At 62.3% G+C, this 19,927-nt stretch carries 17 protein-coding genes and 1 pseudogene; 3 read left to right on the top strand and 15 right to left on the bottom strand.

Annotated elements, in window-relative coordinates:
- Positions 1 to 639 precede the first annotated feature (639 nt).
- The 5 genes from EH240_RS13755 to EH240_RS37910 form a co-directional block, all read right to left on the bottom strand.
- On the bottom strand, positions 640 to 1,488 hold the full coding sequence (locus EH240_RS13755; RefSeq protein WP_245436010.1) for a thermonuclease family protein: 849 nt from the start codon (positions 1,486 to 1,488) through the stop codon (positions 640 to 642).
- An 869-nt stretch (positions 1,489 to 2,357) separates the two neighbouring features.
- Positions 2,358 to 2,654, bottom strand: coding sequence for a hypothetical protein (locus EH240_RS13750; RefSeq protein WP_124999060.1), 297 nt, complete (start codon positions 2,652 to 2,654; stop codon positions 2,358 to 2,360).
- Between the two features lie 626 nt (positions 2,655 to 3,280).
- The gene (locus EH240_RS13745) at positions 3,281 to 3,589 is read right to left on the bottom strand and encodes a DUF736 domain-containing protein (protein ID WP_124999058.1); all 309 of its coding nucleotides are present in this window, start codon (positions 3,587 to 3,589) and stop codon (positions 3,281 to 3,283) included.
- Between the two features lie 716 nt (positions 3,590 to 4,305).
- Positions 4,306 to 5,232 (bottom strand): ArdC family protein, encoded by a 927-nt coding sequence (locus tag EH240_RS13735; protein ID WP_124999056.1) that lies wholly within the window; start codon positions 5,230 to 5,232, stop codon positions 4,306 to 4,308.
- Positions 5,233 to 5,898: 666 nt separating this feature from the next.
- Positions 5,899 to 6,168 carry a hypothetical protein gene (locus EH240_RS37910; protein ID WP_167484014.1) on the bottom strand — a complete coding sequence of 90 codons (270 nt, stop codon included), beginning with the start codon at positions 6,166 to 6,168 and terminating at the stop codon, positions 5,899 to 5,901.
- 350 nt (positions 6,169 to 6,518) lie between these two features.
- Between EH240_RS37910 and EH240_RS13725 the strand changes: the two genes are divergently transcribed.
- Together EH240_RS13725 and EH240_RS13720 are read left to right on the top strand one after the other, a co-directional pair.
- Positions 6,519 to 8,168: an MFS transporter gene (locus EH240_RS13725; RefSeq protein ID WP_124999201.1), complete on the top strand. Its 1,650-nt coding sequence runs from the start codon at positions 6,519 to 6,521 to the stop codon at positions 8,166 to 8,168.
- Positions 8,169 to 8,483: 315 nt separating this feature from the next.
- Entirely contained in the window at positions 8,484 to 8,909 is a 426-nt protein-coding gene (locus EH240_RS13720; protein ID WP_124999052.1) for a hypothetical protein, read from the top strand.
- Positions 8,910 to 8,981: 72 nt separating this feature from the next.
- Here the strand turns inward: EH240_RS13720 and EH240_RS13715 are convergent, their stop codons facing one another.
- The 5 genes and pseudogenes from EH240_RS13715 to EH240_RS13695 all read right to left on the bottom strand — a co-directional run.
- Positions 8,982 to 9,488, bottom strand: a complete 507-nt coding sequence (locus EH240_RS13715; protein WP_124999050.1) for a flavin reductase family protein — start codon at positions 9,486 to 9,488, stop codon at positions 8,982 to 8,984.
- A gap of 27 nt (positions 9,489 to 9,515) precedes the next feature.
- Positions 9,516 to 10,946, bottom strand: a complete 1,431-nt coding sequence (locus EH240_RS13710; RefSeq protein WP_124999048.1) for an FAD/NAD(P)-binding protein — start codon at positions 10,944 to 10,946, stop codon at positions 9,516 to 9,518.
- Positions 10,943 to 12,118, bottom strand: coding sequence for an FMNH2-dependent alkanesulfonate monooxygenase (ssuD, locus tag EH240_RS13705; protein WP_124999046.1), 1,176 nt, complete (start codon positions 12,116 to 12,118; stop codon positions 10,943 to 10,945). Before ssuD ends, EH240_RS13710 begins: the two co-directional genes overlap by 4 nt.
- 33 nt (positions 12,119 to 12,151) lie before the next feature.
- Positions 12,152 to 13,399: an SfnB family sulfur acquisition oxidoreductase gene (locus tag EH240_RS13700; RefSeq protein ID WP_124999044.1), complete on the bottom strand. Its 1,248-nt coding sequence runs from the start codon at positions 13,397 to 13,399 to the stop codon at positions 12,152 to 12,154.
- Positions 13,396 to 13,716 (bottom strand): annotated as a pseudogene (locus EH240_RS13695) (ATP-binding cassette domain-containing protein); the annotation flags it as partial. The gene EH240_RS13700 and the pseudogene EH240_RS13695, both read right to left, overlap by 4 nt.
- A 35-nt stretch (positions 13,717 to 13,751) precedes the next feature.
- Here EH240_RS13695 and EH240_RS13690 point away from each other — a divergent pair.
- On the top strand, positions 13,752 to 14,909 hold the full coding sequence (locus EH240_RS13690) for an IS110 family RNA-guided transposase (protein ID WP_124999042.1): 1,158 nt from the start codon (positions 13,752 to 13,754) through the stop codon (positions 14,907 to 14,909).
- Positions 14,910 to 14,990: 81 nt separating this feature from the next.
- On the opposite strand, the gene EH240_RS13685 is transcribed toward EH240_RS13690, so the two are convergent.
- The 5 genes from EH240_RS13685 to EH240_RS13665 form a co-directional block, all read right to left on the bottom strand.
- Complete coding sequence (locus tag EH240_RS13685) at positions 14,991 to 15,716, bottom strand: ABC transporter ATP-binding protein (RefSeq protein WP_124999040.1); 726 nt, start codon at positions 15,714 to 15,716, stop codon at positions 14,991 to 14,993.
- Between the two features lie 64 nt (positions 15,717 to 15,780).
- Complete coding sequence (locus EH240_RS13680; RefSeq protein WP_124999038.1) at positions 15,781 to 17,112, bottom strand: ABC transporter substrate-binding protein; 1,332 nt, start codon at positions 17,110 to 17,112, stop codon at positions 15,781 to 15,783.
- A 52-nt stretch (positions 17,113 to 17,164) separates the two neighbouring features.
- On the bottom strand, positions 17,165 to 18,202 hold the full coding sequence (locus EH240_RS13675; protein ID WP_124999036.1) for a branched-chain amino acid ABC transporter permease: 1,038 nt from the start codon (positions 18,200 to 18,202) through the stop codon (positions 17,165 to 17,167).
- 3 nt (positions 18,203 to 18,205) lie between these two features.
- The gene (locus tag EH240_RS13670) at positions 18,206 to 19,102 is read right to left on the bottom strand and encodes a branched-chain amino acid ABC transporter permease (RefSeq protein ID WP_124999034.1); all 897 of its coding nucleotides are present in this window, start codon (positions 19,100 to 19,102) and stop codon (positions 18,206 to 18,208) included.
- Positions 19,102 to 19,926, bottom strand: a complete 825-nt coding sequence (locus tag EH240_RS13665) for an ABC transporter ATP-binding protein (RefSeq protein WP_124999032.1) — start codon at positions 19,924 to 19,926, stop codon at positions 19,102 to 19,104. The genes EH240_RS13670 and EH240_RS13665 overlap by 1 nt, the downstream gene beginning before the upstream one ends.
- Between the last annotated feature and the right edge of the window lies 1 nt (position 19,927).

Below are 19,927 nucleotides of genomic sequence, written 5' to 3'. Positions count from 1 at the left end.
GATAGCAGCAGAAACTTACCCACACGTTGGCTGTGAGCCTAGCGGAAGGCCTCTTTGCATAGAAGGGTTAGAACGAGTTTTTCTGCGGCATTCGGTAGCAAAGACCACGTATTGTCCGCTGTGTCCCACCCTTCGCTGTTTGATACTTATTGCCGAAAAACAACACTGCCATGCAGCAGCGCCCGCTTGGACCTACGAACAACGGGGGCCGGGCTTAAAACGAAAATCGTCCGTGTCCTCGGTCTGGTTGGTGCTGTCGCGCTTGGGTCAAGCGAGGAATTCGACGGCGTCGACGATGATTTCGGAGCTGTGGCCGCTCGACGCCCGCGTTATCCCTCCGCTTCATGTAGTGGATACGCGCACGCACCCCGACCGACATGCCCTTGACGCTTTTGCAACGTCTCGGGCGAGGCTGTTGAAGCCCTTGATGCGCGGCCATTCGATGTCCTGCTCGTGTAGCCGTTTTCGCCTTGACCACCATGCCGTCGACCGGCCGGGCGAGATGTCGCCAGCCGGAAGTCAGCGATCTTGACGCTGCCATAGGTCGCACTTTCGGGGCCGTTGCCGATGTGCACTCCGCGTTGCCGCGGCCCGCGCCAGCGCAGGTGAAAAACAGGGCAACACCTGCCCCCCTGTGACTTAACGCTTTGCTTTCCGCCAACCAGCGGCCACCGCCTCTTCCTCGCTGCAGAACCACCGCTCTCCCCTGCTGGTCGTGATCACGGTGCGATCGTAATACTCTTGGCCGGGCATGTGATAGATGTGCTCACTGCGAGCGTTGATGTTGCCCTTGATGTTGCAGGCACTGGGCGACGCTGCGAGCAGGGGAGCGATCGCCGATGGCTGTTCATTGTCAGCGCGATGCTCGGCACGCCAATCCCAAGGCGCTTCAAACGTTCCTGCCCAGATGCCAACCCTTGCCGCCTTGACCTTCTCCTGCAGCATGGCGTAATCACCTTGGCTGTATTTCGGCCAATCAAGAGCTTGGCCGTTCTCGACCATCCAGACGGCGACGCTGACCCCATCGGCCCGGCTACAATTGCCGACATAGCGGCCGTAGCGATCCCATGACACAAACATGCACTGGGTCGGTCGGGAGGCGGCGAGAAAGGCATCGAGAGCGGCGGCAGACTTGACGCCACATTGATACTGGAAGCCATTGGCGTCGTCGCACTGCTGTGCTGACTCCGGTGCATCGATACCATTGAAGCGAATGCGCTGGCCATGGATCTCGATCGTGTCGCCGTCGACCACAGACGCGACCCCAGCAATTGCTGCCGGTCTCGGCTTGATCAAGTTCTGCAGATTGATTTCCCGCAGCGACCCGCTGTTATGCGTGACAAACTGCGTCACCAGAGCGGAGGCCGCAGCCACGGTCACGAAGACCAGCCGCATGGGCACGCTGGCCCAGCGCCGTGGGCGCGGGCGTCCTGCGCCAGTGCGCTTGCGCCACGCGCTCGACCGATCATCGTAGCGGGATTTATCCAAGCCCCTTCTCCCCGGCGGTGAGAATGCGCCCAAAATACACGGAAAGTCCAGAATCCTATCGGAACCGCGCAACGGCTCGGCTGTTATGAAATCAAAGGGACATTGCCGCTCTAGGAACTGTCATGAAACGGCTTTTATTCGCATCCGCTGTGTTGGCCAGCAGACTGGTAGTGCAAAGCAGGCGGCTCTCGGCCAGCAGGATACTAAGCCAAGACAGCTGCCCCCGGTCAAATGAAACCGACCTAAAGGGTGTTTAGCAATCCCTCGAACGAACGTCCGGAGGGCGTGTTGACTCTGTCCCAGGAACCACCTCTGTTCTGGCCACTCCAGCCCTCCCGCTGGCCGGAGCCAGCGGGCTTTTTTGTTCAGGGATCATGATCCAGTTGTGTGGGCCGACTGCTCATGCCCTGTCGTGGGTTGGTGTCGGTCGAATGCCTGATCGCACGCTTGGCACCTGTGGAAATGGTCGCCTTCTTGGTCGACTATTTCCCATGCCGACGGCCGATAATCGGCGGTCCTGAACAGAGCTTGCCGATCGGCGCGGTCCATAAAAGAGCTGCGTTGGGTGAAACTCCGCATCAGCCCTGAGGGCCGCCGCTCGATCCTCGCGTGGCTTCGGATTGCCGGCGACGGTGCCTGAGGCATAGCCTGACGCCATATTCTCCAGTGTGACGGCCTCCTTTCTGGCCTCTCTCGTCGAGGTGGCCGGACGCCTACACCATTGTGCTCGCCGTCGGCGCCTCGAACGAGCTCTTCCAAGCCGTGAGGCGGCATGAAGGCATGCTGTCTGTCTGTGATTCACTAAGCGGTTAGACAGGTCATCGCGAAGTCGAGCGGCTGCAAAGGATAGCCGTCTGGGGTAGACGCCGCTATCCCGGCTCGTGAGGCGGGATCTTCAAGACTCTTTTGTGCTCGCGTAAGTGGATTGGTCGAACGTCCAACGGTTCGCCGAGAATTTCGTCGTGCTTCGGACGATCGTCGGCACCGGCTTTGTCCTCGAGTAGCATGATGGCGACATCGCGCGTGCGAACCCTCGCTATGCGCCGCTGGGCCAAAAAGGTTTCCGCCATGTTCTGGCACGATCCCTGTTCCGCTATGCCACCATCGCCGCTGTTCTGGCTTTGATCTTTTTGTCTGTCAGGACAGGTCAGGATGTCGGCGAACACAGCACAGGCGGCCTGACCGATCCGGCAAAGACGGCCGGTCTCCGGCGACCACGACTCCGAATCGTTTCGACGAAGGCGACGATGATTACGCGCGCCGGCTCCTCTGAGCTCCTCCGGCTCGGCGCACTACGACCATGGAAAAAACCGGGGTGCGCAGGGGGGCTCAAGCCCCCTACCTAGCCATCGCTTCGACGAGATCCTGCAAGTTGGCGTTCCACCGCGTTGTGCTCTTCAGTCTCCAACACGCATTCGCGCAACTCGGCAAGCAGCTCTTCTATTTCATCGATGAAGGTCATGAGCGTATCTCCTTGTCGTTGACGACAAGTGCGATGCGCGCACGAGGACCGGGGAAAGGTTCGCGCAGCGACCGGCGCAAGGAGGAGCCGAAATGCGTCACCATTTTGGTGAGGCCGTGCGGCCCTTGCGGCGGGCCGAGAAACCGTAGGCTCGGGCAGGCAACAGAGAGGAACATCGAGAATCCGATAGCCCGCGTCCGCTTGCCGTCTCGGCGAGACGGCGAGGAGCAGCACCCCCGAAAGGCGGCGCTTGGTGCTCCTTCCGCCTGCCGGCGTTCGCTTGGGAACGGCCGAAGGCCCCGCCGTGCAGCGGAGCCCTCGTCGAGGCGATCAATCCCGGTTGGGGCGAGACCAGATCAGCTGCAGGCCTTCCTCGCCTTCCACCTCGATCAAGGTGGCGTAGATCGGCGCGGGGAAGCTCGGGTCATCCAGCTTGACCGAGAGGTAGTCGCGGCCCTCGTTGGAGACCTTCTGCCAGGCGGCTCCCAGTTCGACGCTACCCGAGTAGACGCGGAAGTGAGGGCCCTTGTCGGAAGGGTTCTCGACGCGGATCAGCTTGGCCTTGACGTTAAGGTTGAGGGTCTTGATGGCGCCGGAAAACGCGTTGCCGTTTGAGGTGAAAGTGCCGATGGTAGCCATGATGTCGTCTCCGTGAGTTTCTCGGGCCGCGACCACCGCGACCTCGATAGCGGTCGACAGACCGGAGGCGATCGGCCCGCACCCACCGGGGTCCCCGTTGCGCGTGCGCAATGGGGTGGTCCTTAGGGCCGGAACGACAGTGAAGGGCAGCCAGGACGAGGCTTTCTTGTTCCGCGCGGAATGATGGCGAAGCCAGCAGGGGAAGAAAGTCGCGACCGGCTGTTGCGGGCTTGAGAACGAGACGCAGCGTAGCGAAGACGGCCTTCGGTCAGACCAGCCACATCGAGGACGCAGGTGGTGCGCCCTTCCATGAAACCGCCGGCCAGACGACAGGCGAACCCTAGCGGCATGATCACCGCAACCGCAGCCACGGTGAGGCGCCATCAAGCCCGGCCATCCCCGACGCATCATGGCAGAACGACGGACAATCACAGCCGGAAAGGGACGCACCCGCCCCATCACTTCGGTCGGTTTGCGGTTGACGACCGGCCGACTGGCGAAACTCCGAAGGTCCGGCATCTGCCGCTTAAGGATGGATGGCCGCGAACACGGTCACGGAAATGCCTATCCCGGGCGGGACGTCGGCAGGGGCGGCTGATCTGGCTCGGCCCGCTGGGGTACTACCCGACCTGACCGGGTGCCAATGGCGGATCCTCAGCCGGCTGCAAGATGGGATGGCTCTGCGCTAACCCCGGCAACGATCGGAGAATGCAACATCACGCAGCCTCCGCGATCTGTGTCGCATTCGGCTGGAGATCATGCAGATAGTTGACCGCACGCTGGGCATGCGCCGCCGCGGCAAAGATGAAGCGCTTGTCGTTCCTGAGGATTTCGAGCCAGCTTGCCAGGTAGCTGGCATGATCAGGCCGCGGCTCGAGCTCTGGCACGATGCCGAGGTCAGCTGCTAAAAAGCAGCCGCCGAGGTCGGCCACGAGCTCTTCGTGGGCCCGGAACTCGCGATCCTTGTGGTAACGGGAGAGGTTGCGATCAAGCCGCTTTTCCGACCCGACCCAATGGGTCATTTCGTGTCCGAGAGTCGCATAGTAGCCGGGCCCGTCGCGGAAACTCTCGAACGGCGGCATTTGCACAACATCGAGAGCCGGATTGAAATACGCTTTGTCGCCACCGTGGCGGATGACGGCCCCGGTATTTGCGAAGAAGGCATCCGCATGTTCGATCCGCTCCACCGGATCGGACACCGGCGCGGGATTGCCGTAGTACTGCGCGGGCAAGCCGTCGATCTGGTCGGCACAAAACACCGTATAGGCCTTGAGGAACGGAATCCCGCGCTCGACCTCTTCGCCATGGGCATCGGTTTCGGTGCGTACGATTCGGCTGGCATAGACAACCATCGAGCCGGTCTCGCCTTTGCGGACATGACCGCCCAGCTCGACGCTCTGCTTGAACGTCATCCAGGTTGGGGAAACAAAACCCCTCGAAACCGCCTCCGACCAGAGAAGCAGGGTATTGATCCCCTGATACGGCAATCCATTGTGGCGCAGCGGGCGCGTGATACGCCCCGTGGTGTTCGCCGCGCTCCACGGCTTCACCCACGGACGCACGCCCTTTTCCAGGTCCGCGACGATGCGGTCGGTGATCTTCGCGTAGATATCGACGCGGGATTTGTTGCTCTTCCTGTCCATTTTTCCGGACCTCCATTCGAGGCCGCGCCAATCGCGGCCGTCACGAGGTCCGACAGCGCAGGACCGCAGGTCCGCGAACCCGCAGAAGAGCAATCGGAAGAAAGGAACACGTCGCGTAAGGGCCGCAACGTTAGTGGAGGACGGCGAAGCCGTTTAGCGGAACGAGGACCGGAGCAGGACCAACATTCGTGACGACCGCGATTGGCACGCTTGCATTAGGTGGTCTGCCTGCTTTTCTCATTTATTGCTTTCAGGGGAACCACCGTTGAGCACCGGCTTCGAGGGATCAGTCGTTGACCAGCCCGTCAGGCAACGGTCACCAGACCCGTCTGCCGGATCTCCTTCATCAGCACCCCGCGATCAGCACGAACATTCCAAGCGCAAATTTTGGAGTGAGAGGGATCCTCGCCGTTCCTGCATAGCTGCTTTGCACAAAATGTGTTTGCGCATCGCCCAGCCTTTAGCCATTAAGGCTAAAGCCGATGGACGCGATGGTTTCCTCGCAGTTGCATCGCAATCGGCTGTTCCCCTCTGGAGGTTTTGACCTTCACACCTAAAGGGCCCTCGGTTTTCCGATGGCCCTATTTTTTTGGTGGTGCAACGTCATCCTTCGTCCCTGTGCGGAACGTGGCGTGATGGCCGCATCCAGCCCTCAGGCTTTGGGTGTCATTTCTGCCTGGCGCAATCGACCCCTCCCGACAAAAGTCTGACCTTTGCCAGCCGTCTGCGGGCAAGCGTTCGCGCCAGAAGTTCAAAGCCACGTCCGTAACACTCAACAACGAAAGACAGCGTCATCAGATCGAGCAGAAAGTCGATCGCATGTGTGAGCGCATCGGACCTTGGTTTGAATTGATGAAGCAAGGCGCGCGCCTCTTCGATCGCGGCCGGGCAATCGTCTGCGTCTATCAGTGCGTCAAGCCTGTCAAGGATCTGCAAGCGCCCTCACTCCCCCCAAGCCACACTCAGCGCGTCGAACGCCGCTGGTGAGTGAGTTTTCAACGAAAGAACATGGTCGCGTCTCGCCAAAAGGCATCGCTCATCAAAGTGCCCGTTGATGAAGCATGCCGCGTCAAACGACAAGCAAGAAGCCGGGCTCCACCCAGATGAAGTCTTCCAAGGCGAGTCGAGCCGGCTCGGGTCTGCGTCTCGACCGAAAAATGCTGCTCAGAGGAACTGTGGCCGCATTCGTCGGAAGCAAAAGAGTTTCTCTCAATTTTGTCAGCCGCCACGGTTCAGTCGAGATTACATGCGAGACGGCCGATACCGGAAAGCAAAGGCTCGCAAAAATGAGTAGAGTGGCTGGATCAGTTGAAGATTTGGCTGCACCAAAGACGTTTGCGCCACTCACGCAGCCGACCTTTCGTTCGATCTGGCTTGCCACCCAGGTCTCTTCTCTCGGCTGGCTGATGCAGACTGTCGCCATCAGCTGGCTGATGGCAACGATCTCGACTTCCGATCTGATGGTGGCGCTGGTTCAGGCTTCATCGAACCTGCCCGCGTTCATTTTGTCCGTGTTCGCCGGGGCTCTTGCCGACAATTTCAGCCGTCGCCGGGTTATGTTCGCCGGCCGCTGCCTGATGGTGATAGGATCTGCGATGCTAACCGCTGTTGTGGCGCTGGGCTTTGTCAGTCCGTGGATGATCCTCGGCTTCAGCTTCCTGATCGCATGCGGGGGTGCTCTTCACGATCCCGCCTGGCAGGCCTCGGTTGGCGATATCGTCGACCGCCGCGATGTCCCGGCTGCCGTGACCCTGCTCTCCGTCGGCTTCAACACGGTCCGGACCGTGGGCCCGGCGCTCGGCGGCATCGTCGTTGCCTCGTTTGGGCTTTTGGCAGCTTTTACCGTGACCACGCTTACTTATCTGGTCCCTTTGGGCACGATATGGCGCTGCAAGTGGAAGGTTCGCTCTTCGCCTCTGCCGCGCGAGTCGATGAGGACGGCGATCTATGACGGACTGCGCTTCACGGCGATGTCTTCGGAAATCAAGGCGGCGATCGCACGCGGAACCCTGTTTGGCCTGGCAAGCATCGCCATTCTCGCACTGCTGCCGCTGGTTGTCCGCGATCACTTGGGCGGAGGACCGCTCGCCTATGGCACGCTCATGGCCGGCTTCGGGACGGGCGCCGTCTTCGCCGGCATCTCCAACGGCACATTCAGACGGAGCTTGTCGCAAGAACGTCTGATGAAGCTCGCGTGCGTCGCCTGCGCGGCGTGCTCCCTCTCCCTTGCACTGACCTCTTCGATTGCGGTGGCGGCGATCGCGCTCGCCTTGGGCGGCGCGGGCTGGGTCACCGCCTGGTCCGGGGTTGGCGTCAGCGTACAGCTGGCGAGCCCACGCTGGGTCGTGGGACGCACCATCTCGATTTACTACGCCTTGATAGACGGCGGCATCGCGGCCGGCAGCTGGGTATGGGGCACGGTTTCCCAAAGCCATTCCCTGACCTGGGCGCTGGAGGGTTCCGCTGGAGCGCTGCTGCTCGTCGCCGCAGCTGGCGTGCTGTTTCCTTTGCGCGAGCGCCGCGAGTCCGAGCCCGATCCTTTGGAGGCATTCGACGCCCCGGCAGTCGCTCTCAATTTGAAGCCGAGAAGCGGCCCTATCGTGGTCAAGGTCGAATATTTGATACCTGAGAAAAATGTCGAGGCCTTCCTCGAGCTCATGCGGCAGCGCAGGCATATCCACAGCCGCGTCGGTGCCCGGAACTGGACGCTTCAGCGCAACCTGCAGAAGCCCATGCAATGGACAGAGACATTCCGCACGCCGACCTGGACCGACTACCTTCGTCTCAACCATCGTCTCACGGAAGTGGACAAGGAACTGGACGAGCGTGTCTCCCAGTTGCACGCGGGCGAGGCAGCGCCTCAAATGACGCTTTCGATTGAACGGCCGACCAGCTCGCCTCGTAAACGCGCAATCCTCCCACTTCCCCGTCATTGAAGTCTGGCCGGCAGGGCACCAGCGATTGCTAATGTTGGTACTGCTAATGGTCGTGGCGAACGCGGAACAACCACCGGGATTCGATGGTCAGCGGCGTACAACAGGCTGTCTCGCGCGAGTGGGTACGCAATATCCTGTGTCCGCGACAGAAGCCAAAGACCAATTTCATCCGGTCTGGACCTGGCTGCTGCAGCGTGCCGGAAGCGGACACCATGAGGGTGCTGGCCTGATGTGGAAAATGCGTGGGGGCGGGTGGACGACGGCGCGCGATGGGCTTAGACGACGTTCGCAATCCCCAAGTCCGCCGAGAGCACCGTGAAGCAGCAGCGACCCTTTGTCGTCGAGATCAAACAGAAGCGTGGCCTCGTAAAGCGGCCAGAGTCGATCTGGGCCGGCATCGACCTGGCCGCTATCGCCAACGATGTCGCGAAAGCGAACACGACAGGTGCGGTCGCTGAGGCGACGCGGCAGCCGATTGGTCCTCGCGAAAATCTTTCCCAGCCCGTGTTCACCACCTCTGAAGAAGTATCCCAGGCCAAGGAGATGACCGTGCCCGACGCATCGCCTCCTGAGCCACCAACGATCGAGAAAGCGCCGGTTCCGGATGCATCGCACGCACCGACTGGAGACGGACGAACTCGCCGCAAGAAGCGGTGGCAGAAAGATGTGCCTCTGCCGCGAGGTGAACGATGGAAGCGGCGCATGCGATGGGCGCTGCGCCAGAGCCGGGCTAAGCGGTAGGTCGACTGTTCAACGGGCCAGAAGGAGAATAAGAGCGCGTGGCTGCGGCCCACTCACTGGCGTACCGCTCGCTCAAGACGATCCGTAAGCGCCATGATGATAGATCAGCGCCGGACCCGGCTCTCCGCTGACCACATGCCGGACGCTGCCGAGGACGAGCGCGTGGCTGTGGCGCACAATCGTGTCCTCGACCGTGCAATCGACCGCGGCGAGCGCGTCTTCAAGTGCCAGTGCGCCGGTCGCCAGAGCAGACCAACTGGCTCCTTCGTAACGAGCCGAACCCTTCAGGCCACCGCGTCCGGCGAACCGCTCGGCGATCGCCATCTGGTCGGCTCGAAGCACGTTGACGCAGAAATGCCGATGCCGACTGATGGCCGCCCATGTCGACGAGTCCAGGTTGATGCTGACGACCATCACCTCCGGTTCGACCGACAAGGAATGGGCGGTGGTAACAGTTGCGCCCGTCCGCTCGTCGCCAATACCTGCGGTGACCACTGAGACGGCTCCGGCCAGGTGTCGCATCGCAAATTTCAGCGGGATCCGGGTTTCATCCAGCAGAATGCGTTCGGTCAGTGTCATCTGGATAGCCTCATCATGTTTGCAGTTTCACGACGCCTTGCGACGCAACGCCGTTTGATAGCCCAACCATTGGTGAATTTCGGTGGCGATGCGTTCGGCATGCGCGGTAATCTCGGGAATTCCCATCAATTCGCCGACGCTGCCACGCGCCAGCGGCCCGCTGACGAAAATGCTGTCGGTCATGCGCCCGGATGTGCCGACCGCATGGCCTTGGCCGTCAGTTTCCAGGCCAAGACCGACCTGGTCTAGTCGGACCATCCCCAACCGTTCGAGTGCTGCAATCGCCGTGTTGGTCCGGAAAATATCGGCATGCGCCGGCCCTGTCGTGACGACCACTTTATTGAAAGTCTCGGTAGTCCGGGTGCGTTGGCGCCTTGGCCGCAGCGTGACGCGGATGCGGCCGTCGATCTGCTCGGCATCGACAATCGATGCGGCGCGGTAGTCGAGCATGCCCTCGGCAATCCGGCGATCAAGCACGGCCGCGACCTGTGGCGCTATGCGGAAGCGATGCACATCCCACAGCACGCGCAAATGGCGCACTACCCGACGCTGCTCAGCGAGCGGCAACGCCTGCCAGATAGGCTCTCCTTGACGTCGCACGGAATCGAGCACGGGGTGCCAGTCTTCGCCCCGACGCTTGGCATCTAGAATCGTGGCCCGGATATGCCTGAGCAGCACTGTGGCGCTCCGTGAAGGCAGGCCGGTGAAGTCGCCGATCGGATCGGCTTGCGTAGCCGCGTGGCAACGCGACCGGTAGCCATGGCGTGAAAGTCCTGTGATGCGGCCGCCATGGCCCTTGCGGTCGAGCGTTGCGATGACATCCGCCGACGTCAGTCCAGTGCCGACGACGAGCACATGGTCGTCACGTCCTATCGCTTCCAGCCTTTCGAGATCATAGGGATTGGTTACCAGCCCGGCTGCACCAGCCACGGACTGCAGCGGCAATGGCAAGGTCGGTGGCGGATGCGTCGTCGCAATCGCCAGGGCGTCCGCTGCGAGCGTTCCTCCATCAGCTAGGATCAGGTGGTAGCCCTCGCCACTGAGCTCGACTGACGCGACCGCGGACCTGACATGGCGGATCGTTTTGCCGAGCAGAAAGGGCTGAAGATGGGATTCCACGTAGCGCCCGAAAACGCGACGCTGCGGGTAGAGCGCTCCATTGGCGGCAATAGCCTCGGCATCGTTCGCAATGGCGCCGGTCTGCTCCAGCCAGTCGGCAAAGTGGCTGTCCTGGCCGGAGATCAGCGTCATCCTCGATGCCGGCACATTGATGCGGTGTGAAGGATCGGGCGTCGAATAGGCCAAACCATAGCCGAGCCCCTCTCGGGGCTCGACGACCACGATATCGGCAATACCGGCGGGCAGAAGCCGCGCAAGGTGAAACGCGGTCGCCGCACCGGAAAAGCCGCCGCCGATGATGGCTACGACCGGTTCCCTGCTCGATTCCCTGGTGCTCAAGACTGACTCGCGCGCAGCGCCGACGGCCGATGGTCGCCGGCCACCGTTTCGCCGAAGGGCCCCATGTTCACGGCCGTCGCTCGTGTCGAGATTTCATGATCGAGCGGCAACAACGGCAACACCAGTTCGCCGAAGCGATAGGCCTCCTCCAGATGCGGATAGCCGGACAGGATGAAGGTATCGATGCCAATGCTCCGGTATTCCTCGATCCGTTCCGCCACGGCGGCCGCATCGCCGACCAAGGCGGTGCCGGCGCCGCCGCGAACCAGGCCGACACCGGCCCATAGGTTCGGACTGATTTCGAGCTTGTCGCGACGGCCGCCATGCAGCCGGCTCATGCGCGACTGGCCGACGGAATCCATGCGCGCGAAAACCTTCTGCGCCTCGGCGATCGTCTTATCGTCGAGGCGGCTGATCAGGCGGTCGGCATCAGCCCAAGCCTCGTCATTGGTTTCGCGGACGATGACATGCAATCGGATGCCGAAGCTCACTTCGCGGCCGGCCTTCTCGGCAAGGCCGCGCACATGGTCAACCTTTGCCGCGACGTCCGCCGGCGGCTCGCCCCAGGTCAGGTATTTGTCGATCTGCTCGGCGGCGACCGCGTTGGCCGATTCCGACGAGCCGCCGAAATAGAGCGGCGGGTGCGGCGTCTGCACCGGCGGGAACAGCAGCCGTCCGTCTTCGATGCGGAAATGCTTGCCTTCGAAAGCGACGGTTTCGCCGCGCAGCACCGCCTTGTAGATGTCGAGGAATTCCCGCGTCACCTCATAGCGCTCGTCATGGCTGAGGAAGATGCCGTCGCCCTTGTTCTCGACCGGATCGCCGCCGGTGACCACGTTGATGAGCAGGCGCCCGCCGGAAATACGGTCGAGCGTCGAGGTCATGCGTGCTGCAAGCGTCGGAGATTGCAGCCCCGGACGGACCGCAACGAGAAAGCGCAGCCGTTGCGTCAGCGGCGCCAGCGCCGACGCCACCACCCAGCTGTCCTCGCAACTGCGCCCGGTCGGCAGCAACGCACCATAGTAGCCGATCGCGTCGGCCGCCTTGGCGACCTGGGTGAGATAAGGCAGGTCGACTGCCCTGCCGCCCTCGGAGGTGCCGAGATAGCGGCTGTCGCCGTGTGTTGGAAGAAACCACAGGACCTTGATCCTGTCGGGGGTGGCAGTGCTCATAAAAAGTCCTTTGTGACGTGACGACCTTGGCGCTCAGCTCCAGGCATGGAACGGCGGGTTGACGTCGTTCAGGTAGTAATTGCCCAAGATCGCGAATTTCCAGCGCACCGGGTCGTGCAGCGTGTGGGTGCGGGCATTGCGCCAGTGGCGGTCGAGATTGTGCTCGGCCAGTGTGGATCGCGTGCCGGCCAGCTCGAACAGTTTGTTGGTGGCGTTGATGGCGATCTCGGTGGTGAGTATCTTGGATTCGGCAACCGCGATCTGTGCTTCCGCGACGGTCTTCTCGTTCGGGTCGGCCACGGCGCGATCGACCGCAAGGCCGGCCTTTTCCAAAACCGCCTCGGCCGCATTGGCTCGCAGGCGAAGGTCGCCGATAGCCTGGATGGTATAGGGATCCTGCCATGCATGATCGACGCCGCTGTCGATCCACGCGCGCGACTTGGTGCGCACGAAGCTGACGGTTTCGTCGATCGCCGCCTTGGCGATGCCGAGGTCTACCGCGGCCTGGATGATCTGGAAGATGGCGCCGTCGGCCGTCGGCCTGTCGTAACCCTTGTAGCCGGGGACGAGATGCGTCTTCGGCACCTTCACATTGTCGAGCAGGACGGTACCGGACAGCGTCGTCTTCTGGCCGAAGCTCGACCAGTCGTCGATCACCGTCAGTCCGGGCGCGCCGCGATCGGCGATGGCGTACCAGGCGCGGCCCTCGTCATCCAGCGCCACGATCGGCACCAGATGGGCGAGCAGCGCACCGCTCGAATAGAATTTCTGGCCGTTGACGACGACATGGTCGCCGGCGTCGACAAACTTGGTTTCGAAGTCGGCGGCACGCTTGGAGCCGTACTCGGAGAACGCATTGCCGAAGCGGGTGCCGGACAAGACCTCGGCGAACAGCAGCTGCTTCTGTGCCTCGTCGGAGACGGTGCGGATGGCGGCGACGACGCCGAGATGGTTCTGCGGTATCTGGCCGAGCGACGGATCGGCCGCCGAGATGATCGTAATCACCTTCGACAGCGTCACATAGGAGAGCTCCGGCCCGCCATAGGCTTTGGGCACGTTGATCGACCACAGGCCGCTCTGCGAAAACGCATCGAGTTCTTCCTTCGGCCAGATGCGCTCGCGGTCCCGCTTTGACGCCTCCTTGGCGAATTCAGCGGCCAGTTTTTCCGCCACCGCGATCGCCTCGGAGGCGGTCTTGATGACATGCGCCTTTGCCGATGGGCGCTCGACCGGGGGCACGGCGACGCGCGCGTCGGACGGCTGCTTGGATTGGATGGTCATGCTGCTGCCTCCTTGGGAAAATGTTGCGGTGGAAGCGGCGCGCCGCCGAGATAGTAGGTCTTGATGTCGTCGCGCTGGCGCAGGTCGGCAGCCGAGCCTTCCAGCACGCTTTTTCCGTTTTCGAGCACGATGGCGCGGTCGGCATATTTCAGCGCCACCGCCGAATTCTGCTCGGCGACAAGGATCGAAAGACCTTCGTCCCGATTGAGCCGCTTCAAAGCGCCAAAAATCTCGTCGACGATCAGCGGCGCCAGCCCCATCGACGGCTCGTCCAGTACGAAGATCCTATGGGGATGGAAGGCGACCAGCGCTCTGCCAGAGTGAAGTCGCCAAACATCACCTGGAGGTCAGCATGCAAGCCAACACCACCAAAGCCCCGGCCGCTATCCGCGTCGATCTTGCCGCAATATTTGTCTCGTTGGAACTGTCTCGTTCAAAATGGCTCGTGACTTCGCTTTCGCCAGGTGGGGGCGAGAGAATGTCGAGACACCTCGTGTCGGGGGGCGACATTCCGGGTTTGCTCGATCACTTCGCAGAGCTGCAACGAAAGGCGGAAGTGCGGACAGGGCAGAGTTTCCGGGTCATATCAATCCAGGAAGCTGGTCTGGATGGATTCTGGATACATCGGGTCCTCGAACGCGAAGGCATCGAGAGTTATGTCGTGGACCCAGCATCCATTGCCACATCGCGTCGCCGCCGGCGGGCCAAGACCGACAGGATTGACGGGGAAGCACTGGTTCGATCGTTGTTGGCCTACAGCCGCGGCGAGCCTCGGGTTTGCGCGATGTTGCGAGTGCCAACGCCGGAGGAGGAAGACCGTCGCCGGTTGGTGCGGGAGCGGAAGGCGCTGACGAACGAGCGGATCAGGCACGTCAACAGGATAAAGGGCCTTTTGTTCAGCCAAGGTGTGTCCGGATACGAACCGTTGAAAGGCGATCGACGCAAATGCCTCGACGCGCTCATTACCGGAGATGGGCGTCCACTGCCGCCAGCGCTCATGGCGCAGATCAGCCGCGAGCTTGATCGCATCGAGTTGCTGATCCAGCAGATCAAGGATGTTGAAGAGGCACGCGACGCCTTGCTCGTCGCGGCAGATGAGCCAACACCGGCCCTGCTGCTCAGCCTCAAGGGAATAGGTCCGGAGTTCGCGGCCGTCCTGTGGTCTGAGGGATTGTCGCGCAAGTTTGACAATCGACGACAGGTTGCCGCCTACGCTGGTTTGGTGCCAACGCCCTGGCAAAGTGGGCAGATTAATTGCGAGCAGGGAGTCTCGAAGTCCGGCAATCCTAGGCTCCGGTCGACGCTTGTCCAGGTTGCGTGGCTCTGGGTGCGCCATCAACCCAATTCGGCACTCAGCCAGTGGTTCAGGGCGCGAGTCATCCAGAATGGTGGCCGGTACAAGAAGACGGCGATCATCGCCCTCGCTCGGAAACTGCTTGTTGCGCTGTGGAAATACGTGAACGCCGGAGTCGTTATAGAAGGAGCTCTCCTGACGAAACCATCAGCGTAGACGCCAATCGATCATAACAATCTCCCAGGACCGATCAGGCCTGGCAGATCCTCGGTAGACGAACCGACGAAACTCATGGCCTCAAACAGCCGCTGCTGAAGAATGGTTTCGTCTCTTGGGTCCGAATCCGCCGCAAGCGGGATCATGGAACAGGTGCATGCGCCCTGACCGAATATAAGGTGGACTGGGTTCGTTCGCGAACCGCGTCACGCATACGGACTCATCGAATGGGGATCTACGGATTGCCCCGGAGGTACATGACAATGTCGACGTGATGCCCGTTTGTAGTTGACCATCCCCATATAAGAGTTTCGGCCGCGACATCAGCCCGCGGCCGATCGCCGTCATCTGCTGTTCGCCGCCGGAGGTGAGGCCGGACCGCGTACGCCGTTTCTCGAGAAGCCTCGGGAATAGCGCATAGACACGCTCGAGGTCAGCCTTGACGCCGTTGCGCGATGACGAACGCCCGAGCGCGCCGGTCAGGAGATTCTCCTCGACCGTCAGCGAGCGGAAACAATGCCGGCCCTCAAGGACCTGGACCAGGCCTTTGCGGACGAGGTGCGAGGGGCTCGCCCTGGAGACATCCTCGCCGTCGAAGCTGATCCGGCCGGCGGTAACCGTGCCGCGCTCGGCCGGCAGGAGATTGGACACGGCGCGCAGCAGCGTCGTCTTGCCGGCGCCGTTGGAGCCGAGCAGCGCGACGATCTCGCCTTTGCCGACCGCCAGGTCGACACCATGCAGGGCGGCGATGGCGCCATTGTAGACGGCCTCCACGCGACTGACCGACAGGATTTCCGGGCTGGACATGGATCGCTCCGTTCGAGGGCAAGGTGGCGCGGCCGGCCCGAAGGCCGGCCGCCTTATATCGGGATCAGTTGCTCACCACCGCTTCGGCGTCTTCAGCCGTGCGGATCTTGAGGCCCTTTTCCTTGGCATAGGCCTCGGACGACTTCTCGATGATCGGGCGCAGCAGCTTCCAGTCGGGTGCGATCCAGTCGGAGACGACGTTCCACTTCTTGCCGTCCCACTGCTGGAAGGTCACGTAGCCATCACCTTCGTGATTGTCCCAGGAGACATTGATCGAGTGGAACAGGTCCTTGGCGCCGAGCGCCTCGACGCGTGCCGGATCGAGCTTGAGATGCTCGACACCCCAGCGCACTTCATCACCGGTCAGGGTGCGATTGCCGAACTTCACTTGCGCGATGCGAACCGCCTCGACATTGAGGATGCCGTTGACGATGCCGAGATTGTGGTAGACGGAGCCGATGCGGCTCTTGTCCTCGAGATTGCCCTTGCCGGCGCCGTAGACCGTTTTGACGATCTCCTGGACCACCGGATACTGCTCGCCCGACGCCTGGGTGGTGATGGCGGTGTAGCCCTTGGCGGCGTCGCCCGCGGGGATGACGTCCTCTTCCGAATTCGACCAGACATTGCCGACGATGTGATCGGCCGGGAAGCCGGTCTTCTGCGCAGTCTTGAGCGCAACCGGGTTCATCACGCCCCAGCCGCGCAGCACCACATAGTCGGGATGCTCGCGACGGATCGTCAGCCACTGCGCCTGCTGTTCGTTGCCGGGATGCGGAACCTCGATCTGCGACAGCTCAAAGCCGTATTTCTGCGAAAGCAATTCATAGATCGGGATCGTCTCCTTGCCGTAGGGCGAGCCGTGATAGAGCACCACGATCTTCTTGCCTTTGAGCTTGTCCAGGCCGCCTTCCTTGGAGGCGATGTAGTTCACGATGCCGGAGGTCTCGCTGTAGGGATTGAGCAGCAGCGGAAAGACGTAAGGAAACACGCGCCCGTCGGTGGTGTCGGTGCGGCCATGGTTGATAGTGATCAGCGGCACTTTGTCGTCGGTGATGCGGTCGATCATGGCATAGGCGATGCCGACCGAGAGCGGGTTCCAGGCGGCGATGCCGGGATTGCTCTTCAGCCGCTCATAGACCTCGACACCCTTTTCGACCTCATACTGCGTCTCGCCCTCGCTCCAGGTCAGCTTGACGCCGTTGACGCCGCCGTCGCGGATGTTGATCAGGTTGAGGTAGTCGATGAAGCCGCCGAAGAAGCCGGTGCCGCCAGCGGCATAGGGGCCGACGCGGTAGCTCTGCAGGGGAAAATATTGTTCGTCGGCGTGAACCGCCGTCGCGCCGAGGACGAAGGCCGTAGCGATCGCCGCTTTTCGTAGGTGACTAAAGAAGGTCATATGCTGCGTCTCCTGAGGTTGTGGTCCGTGAGGGGAGGATGTCGAGCGGCGCTCAGCTGGACCTTGAGCCGATCCGTCGTTTCAGGCGGTCGAAGAGCGCCGACAGCCCGTTCGGTTCCGCGATGAGGAAAATGATGATGAGGGCGCCGAGCACGATGCGCTGGCTCATGTCGAGCACACCCGAATCGAACAGGCCGCCGAACACGAAGGCGCCGAACCGGGACAGAAAAAGCGGAAAGACGACGATGAACGCCGCCCCCAGAAAGGCGCCGCGTATCGATGCCAGCCCGCCGATGATGATGATGAACAGGATCTGGAACGAGCGGTCGAGATTGAAGCCGGCCGGCTCTACTGTGCGTAGATAGGTGAAGGCCCACAGCACGCCGGCGACGCCGATGATGAAGGACGAGATGGCGAACGCCAGAAGCTTGGTCCTCAGCACCGGCACGCCGATGACGCGTGCCGCGGTTTCATTGTCGCGCACGGCGATGAAATTGCGGCCGGTGGCGCTATTGACCAGCCGCCAGACCAGCGCCGTCAGTGCGATGACCGCGGTGACCGACAGCAGGTAGCGGCCGGTGGCGCCGTCGAGCGAAAATCCCGCCACGGCCATACGCGGCGCCGAAATCACCCCGGACGGATTGTCGTTGGAGAACCAGCCGAACTTGGTCAGCGCCCACTGCACGAAGAACTGGGCGGCAAGCGTCGAGACAGCGAGATAGAAGCCGCGCAGCCGCAGGCTCGGCAATCCAAACACGACGCCGATGCCGGCGGCCGAAATCCCGGCCAGGATCATGGTCACTGCCAGCGGCAGTCCTTCGACCCGCAGGTTGAAATTATAGGCGGCGAAAGCCCCTACCGCCATGAAGGCGGAAGAGCCGAGCGAGAGCTGGCCGCAATAGCCGGTCAAGAGGTTGAGACCGACCGCTGCAAGGCTGAGCGCCAGGAACGGCAGCAGGATCGCCTCGACCAGATAGCTCGACGCATAGGCCGGGATCAGGCCGTAAGCGACGACGATCAGCACGGCCGGCAGCGCGAACTTCTGCCAGTCGATTGGAGCCCTTGAGGCATCGAGCGCTTGCACGGCCATCGGTCAGACCCTCTCGACGGTTTTCTGGCCGAACAGGCCAGAGGGGCGCACCAGCAGCACGACCAGCGCCAGCGCATAGGCGAACCAGCCTTCAATGCCGCCGCCGACGAAGGGTCCGAGATAGACCTCGGCGAGCTTCTCGCTGGCGCCGATGATGAGGCCGCCGACGATGGCGCCAAGGATGGAATCAAAGCCGCCAAGCACCAGCACCGGCAGTGCCTTCAGCACGATCAGCGACAGTGAGAACTGGACGCCGAGGCGCGCGCCCCACAGCAGTCCCGCAACAACCGCCACGAACCCCGCGGCCGTCCACACCGTTCCCCAGATCCGGGGCAGCCGCAGTCCGACGGCAAGTGCCGCGAACTGGTCGTCGGCGACGGCGCGAAACGCCAGCCCGATCCGGGTCCAGTAGAAGAATGCGCTCAAGCCCGCGACCATCGCCGCGGCAATGCCTGCCGCCAGAAGGTCGAACGACGAGATCAGGATGCCGCCGACCTCGAAGGGCGTGTCGTCGATGCCGAGATCGAGCCCATGCACCTGCGTGCCCCAGATCAGCTGGGCAGCACCCTCGATGATGTAGGACAGGCCAAGCGTGGCCATGAACAGCGTCATCGGCGAGCGATTGACCAGTGGCCTGAGCACGGTCCGCTCGATGGTGAAGCCCAGCGCAACCATGACCGCGAAGGTGATCAGCAGCGAAAGGGCAAACGGGATGCCGCGTTCGACCAGGCTGACAAAGGTGAGCGCCGCGAACAGCACCATTGACCCTTGCGCGAAGTTCAGCACGCCCGACGTCTTGTAGATCAGCACGAAACCGATGGCGACGAGCGAGTACATGACGCCGGACAGCAAGCCGCCGACCAGCACCTCGATGACGAAGAGAAAATCATAGTAGCTCATCAGATGCCCTCGCCGTCTTCGCCTTCGGCGGTGCCGAGATAGGCCCGGATCACTTCCGGATCGGCGCGCACTTCGGCCGGCGTGCCGTCGGCGATTTTGCGGCCGTAGTCGAGCACGGCGACGCGGTCGGAGAGGCCCATGACCACACCGATATCGTGCTCGATCAGGATGATGGTGACGCCGTGCCGGTCGCGCGCCGCACGCACGAAGCCGGCCATCTCGGCCTTCTCGGTCGCCGTCATGCCGGCCATCGGCTCGTCGAGCAGCACTATCTTCGGCTCGGCGACCAGCGCGCGGGCGAGTTCGACCCGCTTCTGCAGGCCATAGGGCAGCGTCGCGACCAGCCGGTCGGCGACGGCCTCGAGATGCAGGAAGGCGACCATCGGATCGGCCTTTTCGGCGATCACCGCATCCTCGCGCCGGGCGCGTGGCAGGCCTGCAATGTGTTCGACAAAACTGGCGCGCCTGGTGTGGACGCGGCCGGACGCGATGTTGTCACGCACCGAAAGCCCGCCGAACAGCGCCAGGTTTTGGAAGGTTCGTGCAACGCCCAGTCGCGCCAAGCGGTTCGCCGGCACCCGGGCAAATGGCTGTCCGTCGATCGCAATCGTGCCGTGGTCGGCGTGGTAGAGGCCGCTGATGATATTGATCAGCGAGGATTTGCCGGCGCCGTTGGGGCCGATGACCACGCGGATCTCGCCGCTCTTGACCTCGAGGTCGACATCCCTCAGCGCGGTAACGCCGCCAAAGGCAATGCCGATCCCACTCAGCGTCAGGATCGCATCAGCCTTTGCCGACAGGCGCGCCCGGCGCGTGTCCTCCACG

Source organism: Mesorhizobium tamadayense (assembly GCF_003863365.1).
Classification (GTDB): Bacteria; Pseudomonadota; Alphaproteobacteria; order Rhizobiales; family Rhizobiaceae; genus Mesorhizobium; species Mesorhizobium tamadayense.
This window is presented reverse-complemented; position numbering and strand designations above follow the sequence as displayed.